The organism is Enterococcus sp. FSL R5-0957 (genome assembly GCF_038008005.1).
Taxonomy (GTDB): Bacteria; Bacillota; Bacilli; order Lactobacillales; family Enterococcaceae; genus Enterococcus_B; species Enterococcus_B faecium.
In genome coordinates this window covers 2,519,473-2,532,500 of sequence record NZ_JBBOYG010000001.1, presented here as the reverse complement: position 1 = coordinate 2,532,500, position 13,028 = coordinate 2,519,473, and the positions used below count along the sequence as shown (strand labels likewise).

Genomic DNA, 13,028 nt, shown 5'->3' with positions numbered 1-13,028 from the left:
ACTAATCGATCGAGGACTTAACCAATAGGTTAAAAGAAAAGAACTCGGAAAAAAACTTATGTGACTTCAAATCCAGTTTTGAGTGAACAAAATTTACTCAATAAAAGATAACACCACAGTGTGGTGGCGATAGCGAGAAGGATACACCTGTAACCATGCCGAACACAGAAGTTAAGCTTCTTAGCGCCGATTGTAGTGAGGGGTTGCCCCTTGTGAGAGTAGGACGTCGCCACGCTTAAGTTATCCATGGAGGTTTAGCTCAGCTGGGAGAGCATCTGCCTTACAAGCAGAGGGTCAGCGGTTCGATCCCGTTAACCTCCATATGAGCCGTTAGCTCAGTTGGTAGAGCATCTGACTTTTAATCAGAGGGTCACAGGTTCGAGCCCTGTACGGCTCATATTTTTGCGGGTGTGGCGGAATTGGCAGACGCACTAGATTTAGGATCTAGCGCCTTACGGCGTGGGGGTTCAAGTCCCTTCACCCGCATAATTTAAGTTTTACATGCCGGCTTAGCTCAGTTGGTAGAGCATCTGATTTGTAATCAGAGGGTCGAGGGTTCAAGTCCTTTAGCCGGCATCTTTAAACACGCGGAAATAGCTCAGTGGTAGAGCACCACCTTGCCAAGGTGGGGGTCGCGGGTTCGAACCCCGTTTTCCGCTTTGCCAAAGCAATCGCGCCGGGGTGGCGGAACTGGCAGACGCACAGGACTTAAAATCCTGCGGTGAGTGATCACCGTACCGGTTCGATTCCGGTCCTCGGCATTTCAAATATGCGCCCATAGCTCAACTGGATAGAGTGTTTGACTACGGATCAAAAGGTTAGGGGTTCGACTCCTCTTGGGCGCGTAGTCTTTTTTATTTTTTAAACGGGAAGTAGCTCAGCTTGGTAGAGCACTTGGTTTGGGACCAAGGGGTCGCAGGTTCGAATCCTGTCTTCCCGATTTTTTTTATCTTGCTTTTTGTTTTCAAATGATTTATAATTTTTTTAAATTGAATATGCGCCCATAGCTCAACTGGATAGAGTGTTTGACTACGGATCAAAAGGTTAGGGGTTCGACTCCTCTTGGGCGCGTCGATACGGAATAGTATATTCCGTATTTTTTTTTGTTGATTCTAAAGGATTTATTTAACAAAAAGCGTTCTTCTTTCTTTCTATTACCAAATTCGTTATAATTAAGGTCAATATTAGTCAAAGGGAATGAATAAGATGGCACGTCAGAATACCTCGGATTTAATTGAATCATATATAAAGAAAATTCTGGAAAATAGTGAAATGATCGAGATTCGAAGGATTGAAATGGCAGACCTCTTTAACTGTGTTCCTTCACAAATCAACTATGTGATTAATACCCGTTTTACCATCCAACGTGGTTATCTAGTAGAAAGCAAACGTGGTGGTGGTGGTTATATACGAATTGCAAAAGTAAGGATTTCAGATAAAAAACAATTACTTGAGCAGATAAATCAGTTATTTGATGATACAATCAGTGAGAAAAATGCTTTTGCTATTATTCAAAAACTTTATGAAGACCAAATAATTACAAAAAAAGAAGGAAACTTGATGTTGAGTGCAATTGCAAAAAACACATTGAATTTCAATGAATATGAAGATCATACACGTGCTCGGATTCTCCGAGCATTTCTGGAACGTTTAAGTTATGAAGATGGGAAGTGAGATTATAGATGGAAGAACTTTTTACTGAAAGAGCCCAAGCAGTATTAGAAATTGCACAAGAAGAAGCAAAACGATTGAAACATCAATCAGTTAGTTCAGAACATGTTTTACTAGCCTTAGTGGTCGAGCAAAATGGAATTGCTGGAAAAGTATTACGTGAAATGGATTTGAATGAAACGGAAATTTATGAAGAGATTGAACATCTGATTGGTTATGGTGGTATCCGTTCTTACCCTAAGGGAGTCTTTCTTCCATATTCACCAAGAATGAAACAAGTTTTTGCTTTAGCTAGCAGCGAAGTGAAGAAAACTGGTTCTCAAAAAGTTGGAACAGAACATATTTTGATGAGCTTATTAAAAGATGAAAGTATCATGGCTACTCGAATCATGATCAACTTAGGTATCAGCCTTTCAAAAGCCCGTCAAGTTCTGAAACAAAAAATGGGGCTAGCTGGTGATTCTGCTGGAAAAGGAATGAATCGTCGTAGAAATGTAAATGTACAAGATAAACGGCAAACACCACAAGGAACACCTACGCTAGATTCATTAGCACGTGATTTGACGAAATTAGCAAAAGAAAACAAGCTGGACCCAGTTGTTGGTCGTTCGAGAGAAGTGAAACGGCTTATCCAGATTCTTAGCCGACGGACAAAGAATAACCCTGTACTGGTGGGTGAACCTGGTGTAGGCAAAACAGCCATTGCTGAAGGGTTAGCTCAAAAAATCATTTTAGGTGAAGTGCCAGAAGACATGCAAGAAAAGCGCCTGATGATGCTTGATATGGGATCTTTGGTTGCTGGTACGAAATATCGCGGTGAATTTGAAGATCGAATGAAAAAGGTCATCGACGAAATCTATAATGATGGTCAAGTAATCTTATTCATTGATGAATTGCATACCTTAATTGGTGCAGGTGGAGCAGAAGGAGCAATTGATGCTTCGAATATCTTGAAACCGGCGTTAGCTCGAGGAGAATTACAAACGATCGGAGCAACGACCCTAGATGAATATCAAAAATATATCGAAAAAGATTCTGCATTAGAGCGACGTTTTGCTCGCATTCAAGTAGATGAGCCAACTCCTGAAGAAGCAGAAGTGATTCTTCAAGGATTACGTACAAGATATGAAGAGCACCATGGAGTGGAGATCACAGATGAAGCTGTACGAGCAGCAGTCAATCTTTCTGTTCGTTATATCACTTCTCGTCAACTACCCGATAAAGCAATTGATTTGATCGATGAATCAGCAGCGAAAGTCCGTTTGGATCAAACCGATCACTTAACAAAATCAACTGTGATCAAACTAGAAATCGATGAACTAGTACAAGAAAAGGAAGCAGCGATCCAAAAAAAAGACTTTGAAAATGCTGCTCAATTACGCAGACAAGAAAAAGCACTACGTAAAAAGCTGCAAAAAGTTTCTGCAATTGAAGCAAAACAGGAGCAAGGTTATTCTGATCGTGTAACAGAAGAAGATGTTGCTACAGTTGTATCGGAGTGGACTGGTGTCCCTCTACAGCAGTTGGAGAAAAAAGAAAGCGAACGCTTGTTAGAACTGGAAGGACTTCTGCATGAACGTGTCGTTGGTCAAGATGAGGCTGTCAAAGCAGTTTCACGTGCGATCCGCCGTGCACGAAGCGGATTGAAAGATCCTGATCGTCCAATTGGTTCATTCATGTTCCTTGGACCAACTGGTGTCGGAAAAACAGAATTGGCCAAAGCACTTTCAGAAGTCATGTTTGGAAGTGAAGATGCCCTGATCCGTGTTGATATGTCAGAATTTATGGAAAAATACAGTACAAGCCGATTAATCGGGTCTCCTCCAGGATACGTAGGGTATGATGAAGGTGGACAGTTGACAGAAAAAATTCGTCAAAAACCATATTCAGTGATTCTCTTAGATGAAGTGGAGAAAGCACATCCAGACGTTTTCAATTTACTTCTGCAAGTATTGGATGATGGTCATTTAACAGATTCTAAAGGTAGAAAAGTGGACTTTAGAAATACAATCATGATTATGACTTCAAATATCGGAGCGACACAAATTCGAGAAGAAAAAAATGTCGGATTCAATGTCCAAGATGTTACTAAAGATCACAAAGCCATGCAAAAACGTATCTTAGAAGAGTTAAAGAAAGCTTTCCGACCTGAATTCTTGAATCGAATTGATGAGACTGTCGTCTTCCATTCATTGAGTAAAGATGAAATCCATACAATCGTCCAAATCATGAGCAAAGCGATTATCAAACGATTGAAAGAACAAGATATTCAAGTGAAAATCACACCATCTGCAATCGATGTGATCGGGAAAGCTGGATTTGATCCTGAATATGGTGCACGTCCAATCCGTCGCGCACTTCAAAAAGAAATTGAAGATCGATTGAGCGAGGCGTTGCTTGGCGGAGAAATTCGTTTAGGTGACCACGTAACAGTAGGTGCTTCAAAAGGTAAGATCACATTGAATGTTCGCGGACCTAAAAAGGAAACAGTAGGTTCCCTATAGTTACTTGGCCTGTGTAGCTGAATTTTTATAATAGTAAGACTTGATTAAGAGGTTGTGACAAGATTTTTGTCACAATCTCTTTTTATATTTGGACAGAATATATCGAACTTCATTTTGATTTTTTGTGAAATAATTTTCAAAAATCCGACTTTAAATAGAAGAAGTATTGGAAAGTTTTTAGAGCTATGCTACTATTATGAAGTTGTAGGAGGAGAAAATTATGATCGAACTCATAACCACAGTAGAAACTATTGAACAAGCAGAACAGTTGCTTGCTGCAGGTGCAGATACACTATATTTCGGTGAAGAGCAATTTGGATTGCGTCTGCCTGCTTCATTTACACGAGAAGAACAGCGACAATTGGTAGAATTAGCACACAAGTATGGTAAAAAAGCGAATATTGCTGTAAATGGGATCATTCATCCTGAAAAAATGAAAAATGTACCTGAATATTTGGCTTTTTTAAAAGAAATAAACGTAGATGTGATCACAGTTGGTGATACAGGTATTATTTATACGATGAAAAAAAATCCTGAATTGCGTATACCGTATATTTATGATGCTGAAACATTAGTAACGAGCGCACGTCAAATCAATTTCTGGGCGAAAAAAGGCGCAGTTGGAGCAGTACTTGCTCGTGAAGTTCCTTTTGAAGAGATGAAGGCGATGGAAGAAAAACTCGATATTCCTGTAGAAACCCTTGTGTATGGTGCTACATGCATCCATCAATCCAAACGTCCACTGCTACAGAATTACTATAACTATACGAAACAAGACGAACAAAAAGATCGTGAAAGAGGTCTTTTTATCTCGGAACCTAAAAAAGAAGAGACACATTATTCTATTTATGAAGATAGTCATGGCACACATATTTTTGCCAGCAATGATCTGAATCTCTCGAATGAATTGAATGAACTTTATCAGCATCATTACTGTACATGGAAATTGGACGGATTATTTACTCCAGGCGAAAAATTCGTAAACATCACTCGACTATTCGCCGAAGCAAAAAAACAAATTTTAGAAGGTAGCTGGGATCAAGAAAAAGCGGAAAAAATGACTAGCGAAATCAGTAAATTGCATCCTGAAAACCGTGAATTAGATACAGGATTCTTTTATATTGATCCTTCTGCTATCAAATAAGGAGTATGATGAAAGAAATGACAGTAAAAAGAAAATTGAAACGACCAGAAATCCTAGCGCCAGCAGGAACACTGGAAAAGTTAAAAACCGCGATCCATTATGGAGCAGATGCAGTATATATTGGCGGGAATGCGTATGGTTTAAGAAGCCGTGCAGGTAATTTTACTTATGAAGAAATGGCTGAAGGAGTTGCTTTTGCAAAAGAACATGATGCGAAGGTATACGTTGCTGCTAATATGGTCACCCATGAAGGAAATGAAGATGGAGCAGGGGAATTTTTCCGCAGTTTGCGTGATGTCGGTATTTCTGCAGTAATTGTTTCTGATCCAGCTTTGATCGAAATTTGTGCGACAGAAGCACCAGGTCTGCCGATCCATTTATCCACTCAAGCTTCAGCAACTAATTTTGAGACATTGGAATTCTGGAAAGAAGAAGGGTTGGAACGTGTCGTTTTAGCTCGTGAAGTTTCAATGGAGGAAGTGGCAGAGATTCGTAAAAATACGGATATCGAAATCGAAGCATTTATCCATGGTGCCATGTGTATCTCTTATTCTGGTCGATGCACATTGTCCAACCATATGTCGATGCGGGATGCAAACCGTGGCGGATGTTCTCAATCTTGTCGCTGGAAGTATGGATTGTTCGATATGCCTTTTGGTCAAGAACGAAACAGTTTAACTGATACAGGCGAAGTGGAAGAAGAATTCTCGATGAGTGCAGTGGATATGTCAATGATCGAACATATTCCAGAATTGATTGAAAACGGCGTAGACAGCTTCAAGATCGAAGGAAGAATGAAATCGATCCATTATGTATCTACGGTGTCAAATGTCTATAAAGCGGCTGTAGACAGTTATATGGAAGATCCTGAAAACTATGTCTGCAAGCAAGAATGGATCGACGAGTTATGGAAAGTAGCACAACGAGAATTAGCTACAGGTTTTTACTACAATACACCAACTGAAAACGAACAATTATTCGGTGAACGTCGTAAAATCCCAGTATATAAATTTGTCGGTGAAGTATTATCTTATGATGAGGCAACACAGATTGCTACGATACGTCAGAGAAACTTGTTTTCTGTAGGAGATGAAATCGAATTTTATGGTCCAGGATTCAGTCATTTCAGTCAAACCGTTGAAGTTATGCATAATGAAGAAGGCGAATCCATTGACCGAGCACCAAATCCAATGATGATTTTAACTATGCCAGTCGCACAGCCGGTGAAACCTGGAGATATGATCCGAAAACGTAAATAAGGAAAAAGCTGATATATCCCTGTTTTAAGCATCTTCGCATACAAAATTCAAGAAAAGTGTTACACTTGTTTTCTGTAGAAAAAGGATCGTTAAATAAAGGTTTTGATTGATCTCTTCAATAAGGAGGAACAAAATGCAAATATATGATTACATCGTAATTGGTGGCGGCTCTGGCGGTATTGCTTCAGCAAACAGAGCAGGGATGCATGGCGCAAAAGTTTTGCTGATTGAAGCGAATGAATTGGGCGGAACATGTGTCAACGTCGGTTGTGTACCTAAAAAAGTTATGTGGCAAGCAAGTACGATTTTGGAAACAATTGAACGAGATGCCTCAAGTTACGGTATCCAAGCAGATTTAAAAAATGTTGATTTCGCCGGTCTAGTAGAAAGACGAGAAAAATATATTGATTTTCTACACGGTGCTTATCAAAGAGGATTAGATAGCAATCATGTCGAGGCTATAAAAGGTTACGCTACTTTTATCGATAGTCAAACGATCGAAGTAAACGGTGAAACCTATCGTGCTCCTAAAATCTTGATCGCTACTGGAGGCCGTGCAAGTAAAATGACCATTCCTGGTGGAGAATACGCCATTGATTCAAATGGATTTTTTGAATTAACAGAGTTACCTAAGAGAGCAATCGTTTTAGGTGCTGGATACATTGCGGCTGAACTTTCAGGTGTATTTCGTGGTTTAGGTAGTGAAGTCATGTGGGCATATCGAAAAGAACGACCACTTAGAACGTTTGATAAAATGCTTTCGGACAATTTGATCCAAATGTACCAAGAAGCTGGAATAAAAACTTACGCACATCATATTGCTAAAGAAATTACTAAAAACAATGACGAATATACGGTGCTATTTGAAAATGGTGAAACCTTAACTGGTGATTGTGTACTTTTTGCCGGTGGACGTGTACCGAATACCGAAAAATTAGGTCTGGAAAATACAAATGTGGAATTGGACAAAAAAGGGTTTATCAAAGTAGATAAATACCAAAATACAACGGATGAACATATTTTTGCTGTTGGTGATGTGATCGGTAAATTAGATCTGACTCCTGTTGCAATCGCAGCTGGTAGACGTTTATCAGAACGTTTATTTAATGGAAAGAAAGATTCTTATCTTGACTATAAACTTGTTCCGACAGTCGTCTTTACGCATCCACCAATTGCAACAATTGGTTTGACAGAAGAAGAAGCATTGGAAAAATATGGCGAAAATGAATTGAAAGTTTATCGTTCACGCTTTACCCCAATGTACTTTGCATTAAATGATTATCGCCAAAAATGCGAAATGAAATTGATCTGTGTCGGAAAAGAAGAAAGAATCGTCGGCTTACATGCTATTGGTGTTGGTGTCGATGAGATGCTGCAAGGTTTTGCCGTGGCTATCAAGATGGGTGCAACTAAAGAAGACTTTGACAATACAGTAGCCATCCATCCAACAGGAGCGGAAGAATTCGTAACGATGCGATAATTTAATATTAACAGTTCCAACAGCTTTTTATTGAACAAACCATGTAAAACCAGAAAATCAGTATACTGATTTTCTGGTTTTTTGTTTTTTAGTTATTTATGTAAGATTGCTTCGATAATTCTCAAAACGAAATAAGTAGGGAAGTTGGAGATTTTGATTATCTTCGTAACTGACGAAGAGTAAATGAATACATTTGGTATGCACTCTTAAGTTCAAAATATTGGTATCGATGTTTAAAAGAAATAGAAATGTATCGAAGAACAGATGATTAAAAAAGTGTGACTTTGTATAAATAAATTAGAAGAAGCAAACGAGGATGTTAAAAGAATACCATATAGTTACCAAACCAAGAAAGTTCTCGTCAAGTTCGCTGGTACGAATCAAATCAAGTGAAAAAAGGGACTGTGAAAAAAGTTGTGTCATAGTTAGTCACTTTTTCCGAACAAATGGTGTTCTCCTGCCAACTCCCAATCACAAGACACAATATTCATAAAACATGAGAAGCTGTTTTTTGAACTTGTTCCTTGCGACTCGGAGCTAAACGGCAGACTCACGACCTCTTTCTTAAACGGTGTACAATCAGCTGTCCTTCGGTATTAGCTCAAAAAACGGCAAAATATGAGGGACTATTTTTCCATTTGTTTCTCTAATACTCAGGACAAAACGCTGATTTTACAACCTCTGATAAACGGTGTTCAAAAGCCAGTTTCTCGGTATTAAGCCAAATTTATGCAAAAATGTGGAAAGCCATTTTCACAAAATTTTTCTTAATACTCGAAACTAAGCGACTTTTTCACAACCTCTCGATAAACGGTGTTCAAAAGCTTGCATCTGGGGTAATAAGCCCAACCAAACGAAAAATATAAGGAGCTATTTTTATTTGGCTGTTCTTATTACTTGATGCAGGGCAGCTTTTTCACAACCTCTTCATGCTGTTAAATGGCTTGCATAATGATTGTTAGTAATAGCCCCAATACATAACTGGCATTGAATAAGACCATATTTTTGATGGAATAGCTGAAACTGATAGGCTGGGGTAACGTTTGCTTGAATTGATCCAAATGCTTCTTCACAATTGGCAAAGTCAAGAAGGTGACTAAGATCGGCCATTCATAGATACCACTCAACAGTCCCATCAAAATCACAAAATAACAAGCATACATCAATAGTTGGAATAACACTGTCCCTGCAGGGCGTCCGATATAAAAAACTAGTGTATAGCGATGATTTTCAATATCACGGTCAAGATCCCGCAAATTATTAGCCAACATGATATTGGCAATCGTAAACACCAAGGGTAAGGAAGCTAATACGATTGCTGCTATAGCCCAAAGATTTCCTACCAAAGCAAATTGTCCAGATGAAAAGTTGACTGTCAGATCATAGACATCTGAACCGAATGTATTGACATAAACGACCATGGCAAAAATTCCAAGGCCCATAGTCACCCCACTGAAAATTTCCCCTAAAGGCATTCGAGATAAAGGAATCGGTCCGAATGTATAGAATACTCCAATAAAACAACAGATAAATCCCATCAAAAGTAAAAGCCAACCCGTATTGATCGTTAAAATAACGCCGATAACAAAAACAAATGCAATCATAGCTAAAATCATGTTTCGAATCAATACAGGAGATAGATTTCTGCGGCCAATGACATTTTCTTCATACTTATATACTTCAGAATGAGCCTTTTCATAATCCATGTAATTATTGATAGCGGTAGTCGCTAAATCAAAAACTAGCATTCCAATAAAAAATAAAAAAGTGTTTAGCCAATGTATCTCATGAAAAAAAGCGATAGAGAATAATACCCCTACCGCAAAAGGAAATACACTAGCCACCTTTGTTCGTATTTCAACTACTTCTAAAAAGATTTTTAGTGTCATGGTTCGTACTCCTTATTTTAGTTCAGAACGGTCACCCATCGTGTAATGGGAGTCCTCCGATAATTTGAAGGTGTCTTTGATTGGATCGGTCACATATACTTTATCGTCTTTTGTCACGAAGATCGCTTCCGTCCCGTTATTCAATTCGCTTTCGACGTATTCCAGTCCTTTTTTCACACCCATTGAAAAGACTGCTGTAGACAACCCGTCACCATCAATTGATTTATCTGTTATGATCGTGACACTTGCGATATCATTGTCGAACGGATAACCCGTTTTTGGATCAAACAAATGATGGTATTTTTTGCCATCTACTTCTAAATAACGCTCGTAAATTCCAGAGGTAACTAATGTTTTGTTCCGTTCTTTAATAGAACCTAAAACAGATCCGCGAGCCATGTTCGGATCTTGGATGCCGACTGTCCAGTCTTGGTTTTCGCCTCTTGGGCTGTGGCCTAAGACATAGACATTACCGCCCAAGTCAACGATGGCAGTGGTCACTCCTTGTTTTTTCAAGACTTTCACTACTTCGTCCGTAATGTAACCTTTGGCGATTGCACCTAAATCGATGATCATTCCTTTTTCTTTTAGATAAACAGTTTTTTCTTTGTCATTTAGTTCGATCTTATGATAATCCACTAATTTCAATGCCTGATCGATTTCTTCTTGGGAAGGTTTTCTGGCGTCATCAAAACCGATTCGCCATAATTGTGTGATTGCACCAATCGCCATATCGAATCCGCCTTGAGAATCTTGACTATATTCGTAGGCCCGCTTGACTAACGTGTAGACGTCATCAGAAACTTTTACTGGTTTGATCCCAGCTTGCTCATTCACTTCATCGATCTCAGAACCTTTTTGATTGATCGTGATTTTATCACCAAGTTCTTTTACTCGATCGAAGGCAGGTTTCAATGCTGATTCTTTGCCTTCATCATACACACGGATACGAACGTAAGTCCCTAACAAGAACTGTTCATCAGAATATGGATCTTTCAATATCTTGGTAGCTGCAGAACTTTCAGTGGTTGTTTTATTTGCTGAATTGCTGCATCCAGTTAGCACCATAAAAGAGATGCCCAGTGTGATTAAGGAAAATAATAGTTTTTTCCGCATTTTTTTCCTCTCTTCATTTTGAAAGGTGAGACGACTGCCTAATTTGGCTATCGTCCCACCCTCCAACTTTTATTAGTAAAATTATATGATTATTTTTCTGTTACGATATTATCTACTTCGATTGTTTGAGTGTCGCCTTTTTCAGCTGCATTCACTAATTGTTGTGCGTACATGATGAATGAATGTGAGCTGTGTGTAGCACCTGTAACAACTTCTACATCAGCAGGTGAGCCATCTTCTTCGCCCATTGCTTTGACGAATTCGTCGTTCAGAGTAGGGATGTAAGTTTTTGGTTCTGTACCGCTTTTTGCTTTCATATTTTCATTATATTCTGTATCATCTTGTTTTGATTTACCGTCTTTGTCGATATAATCAAAGTTTGATTCAGTTACTTTGCCGCCAGCAACTGTCATTTCGAATTGCACACGGTAGCCGTTAGAGTAGTTCTTTTCTTCAAGCTTGTAAGTGCCGTCTTTCAAATCAGCACCATTGTCGATTTCGATTGTATCTGTGTTACCAGCTTGAGCAGCTTGGATCAATTGTTGTGCGTAGTTTTGGAAGCTTTCAGATGAGTGAGTAGCTCCAGTTACGACTTCCACACCGCTTGCGCTTTGTGCTTTTAAGAATTGGTCGTTCAACTCAGGCAGGGGCAAGTGCCGGAGAAGCAGCGACTCAAGCTGCACATTTTGGTTTGAGTTATGCATACGGTGAAGAACCAATGGCTGTGATTGAGAAGTCACCAGACTGGTTCACAAAGATCATGCAAGTGATCATGCCAAACAATGATGTAGCAATGTTCTTCCAAAAATTCATGGTATTCTTTGAAATTGCCTTGGCATTAGCATTGATTGCTGGATTATTCACATGGTTATGCAGTGCGACAACGATTGTATTGGTGATCACGTTCTGCTTATCAGGCATGTTTTACTGGGTAAACATTTGGTTCATTTTTGTTGCTTTCGCATTGATGAACGGTTCCGGACATGCGATTGGGTTGGATCGCTGGGTAATTCCATGGCTACAACGTACACTAGGTAATTGGTGGTACGGTAGACCAAGTTCCCAGTACGGCAAGAAATAAATAGACAAAAATAGATGAACAACTTTACTTGAATGCAAGATTTCAATAGAAAGGGGCTGAGACAAACCGTCACAGCCTCCTTTTTATGTAAAATTAAAGGAATAAGATGCCCGAGATAAGCCTCCATGAGCAAGACACAGGTGTCGCAACCTCTGTTACAACCTCTTGTTATAAACGGTGTTCCAGAAGTAGCTTCTTCGAAAAATAAGCCGAAATTTCACAAAAACTTGAAAAGTAATTTTCGTAAATTCCTTCTTATTTCTTGAAGTTGCCCACTTCTGTCACAACATCTTGTTATAAACGGTGTTCCACCTGCTGCTTCTCGGTAATAAGCCCAAAGAATTAGAAAACATGGAAAGCTGTTTTCTATTCTTCGTTCTTATTACTCAAAGCAAGACACAGGTGTCACAACCTCTTGTTTTTATGCTAAAATTGGGTGAGTTAATCTGGAAAAAGGAGAACAAAAATGAGCCTTAAAGAATTTGCTGAAAAAAGTCTGCTCAAACCTTGGGATGTTTTTATTATTTTGCTTTTGACTGTTCTTTCTTTTTTACCAGTCATGATTTTTGGTCTTCAGCAAAACACCGCAACAGCAGAAAAAGAAGCGGTACTGCGTGTGGATGGCACAGAAATCAAAACATTCCCTTTGATGGCTGGAGAAGAGAGCTACACATATACTTACAAAGATGAACACGGAGATTATAACTTGATCGAGATAGATGGCGATCGAGTACGGATAAAAGAAGCAGATTGCGATGACCAGATCTGCGTACGTCGAGGCTGGGCAACGAAAAATGGCGAAACCATTGTTTGTTTACCACATAAATTAGTGATCGAGGTCCGATCAACAGATGGGGGTGACGAAGACAGTCTGATTTATTAGA

Annotated in this window: 8 protein-coding genes, 9 tRNA genes, 2 rRNA genes and 2 pseudogenes (1 of these 21 running past the window's edge); 18 read left to right on the top strand and 3 right to left on the bottom strand. The window is 39.2% G+C overall.

All coding sequences use genetic code 11. The annotated features are described in order from the left end of the window. From MKX69_RS12355 to gor, 16 genes are all read left to right on the top strand, one after another. Positions 1-25: ribosomal RNA gene (locus tag MKX69_RS12355) — 23S ribosomal RNA — on the top strand; it begins 2,890 nt to the left of the window's first position. A gap of 94 nt (positions 26-119) precedes the next feature. Continuing rightward, positions 120-235: ribosomal RNA gene (gene rrf, locus MKX69_RS12350) — 5S ribosomal RNA — on the top strand. A 13-nt stretch (positions 236-248) separates the two neighbouring features. Continuing rightward, a tRNA-Val gene (locus MKX69_RS12345) sits at positions 249-321 on the top strand. A gap of 3 nt (positions 322-324) precedes the next feature. After that, positions 325-397: transfer RNA gene (locus MKX69_RS12340), tRNA-Lys, on the top strand. Between the two features lie 7 nt (positions 398-404). After that, a tRNA-Leu gene (locus tag MKX69_RS12335) sits at positions 405-486 on the top strand. Between the two features lie 17 nt (positions 487-503). Beyond that, positions 504-576: transfer RNA gene (locus tag MKX69_RS12330), tRNA-Thr, on the top strand. Between the two features lie 11 nt (positions 577-587). Beyond that, a tRNA-Gly gene (locus MKX69_RS12325) sits at positions 588-659 on the top strand. Between the two features lie 16 nt (positions 660-675). Continuing rightward, positions 676-761 (top strand) — tRNA-Leu (locus tag MKX69_RS12320). A 10-nt stretch (positions 762-771) separates the two neighbouring features. Beyond that, positions 772-845, top strand: a tRNA-Arg gene (locus tag MKX69_RS12315). A gap of 21 nt (positions 846-866) precedes the next feature. Continuing rightward, a tRNA-Pro gene (locus MKX69_RS12310) sits at positions 867-940 on the top strand. Between the two features lie 57 nt (positions 941-997). Further along, a tRNA-Arg gene (locus MKX69_RS12305) sits at positions 998-1,071 on the top strand. A 135-nt stretch (positions 1,072-1,206) separates the two neighbouring features. Continuing rightward, on the top strand, positions 1,207-1,674 hold the full coding sequence (locus MKX69_RS12300) for a CtsR family transcriptional regulator (protein WP_341010441.1): 468 nt from the start codon (positions 1,207-1,209) through the stop codon (positions 1,672-1,674). Positions 1,675-1,682: 8 nt separating this feature from the next. Then, positions 1,683-4,175, top strand: a complete 2,493-nt coding sequence (locus MKX69_RS12295) for an ATP-dependent Clp protease ATP-binding subunit (RefSeq protein ID WP_341010440.1) — start codon at positions 1,683-1,685, stop codon at positions 4,173-4,175. A 220-nt stretch (positions 4,176-4,395) separates the two neighbouring features. Further along, positions 4,396-5,319 carry a peptidase U32 family protein gene (locus tag MKX69_RS12290; RefSeq protein ID WP_002289033.1) on the top strand — a complete coding sequence of 308 codons (924 nt, stop codon included), beginning with the start codon at positions 4,396-4,398 and terminating at the stop codon, positions 5,317-5,319. 5 nt (positions 5,320-5,324) lie between these two features. Next, entirely contained in the window at positions 5,325-6,578 is a 1,254-nt protein-coding gene (locus tag MKX69_RS12285) for a peptidase U32 family protein (RefSeq protein ID WP_002318037.1), read from the top strand. Between the two features lie 133 nt (positions 6,579-6,711). Then, complete coding sequence (gor, locus tag MKX69_RS12280; RefSeq protein WP_002289031.1) at positions 6,712-8,058, top strand: glutathione-disulfide reductase; 1,347 nt, start codon at positions 6,712-6,714, stop codon at positions 8,056-8,058. Between the two features lie 935 nt (positions 8,059-8,993). Here the strand turns inward: gor and menA are convergent. From menA to MKX69_RS12265, 3 genes and pseudogenes are all read right to left on the bottom strand, one after another. Continuing rightward, positions 8,994-9,947: a 1,4-dihydroxy-2-naphthoate polyprenyltransferase gene (gene menA, locus MKX69_RS12275; protein ID WP_002289029.1), complete on the bottom strand. Its 954-nt coding sequence runs from the start codon at positions 9,945-9,947 to the stop codon at positions 8,994-8,996. A gap of 12 nt (positions 9,948-9,959) precedes the next feature. After that, positions 9,960-11,063 (bottom strand): FAD:protein FMN transferase, encoded by a 1,104-nt coding sequence (locus tag MKX69_RS12270; protein ID WP_002294811.1) that lies wholly within the window; start codon positions 11,061-11,063, stop codon positions 9,960-9,962. Between the two features lie 89 nt (positions 11,064-11,152). Beyond that, positions 11,153-11,710: pseudogene (locus tag MKX69_RS12265) on the bottom strand (FMN-binding protein); the annotation flags it as partial. Here MKX69_RS12265 and MKX69_RS12260 point away from each other — a divergent pair. Both MKX69_RS12260 and MKX69_RS12255 read left to right on the top strand, forming a co-directional pair. Beyond that, positions 11,707-12,144, top strand: a pseudogene (locus tag MKX69_RS12260) (NADH dehydrogenase FAD-containing subunit); the annotation flags it as partial. The pseudogenes MKX69_RS12265 and MKX69_RS12260 overlap by 4 nt on opposite strands. Positions 12,145-12,610: 466 nt before the next feature. Then, the gene (locus MKX69_RS12255; protein ID WP_002298268.1) at positions 12,611-13,027 is read left to right on the top strand and encodes a NusG domain II-containing protein; all 417 of its coding nucleotides are present in this window, start codon (positions 12,611-12,613) and stop codon (positions 13,025-13,027) included. The last annotated feature ends 1 nt before the right edge of the window (position 13,028 follow it).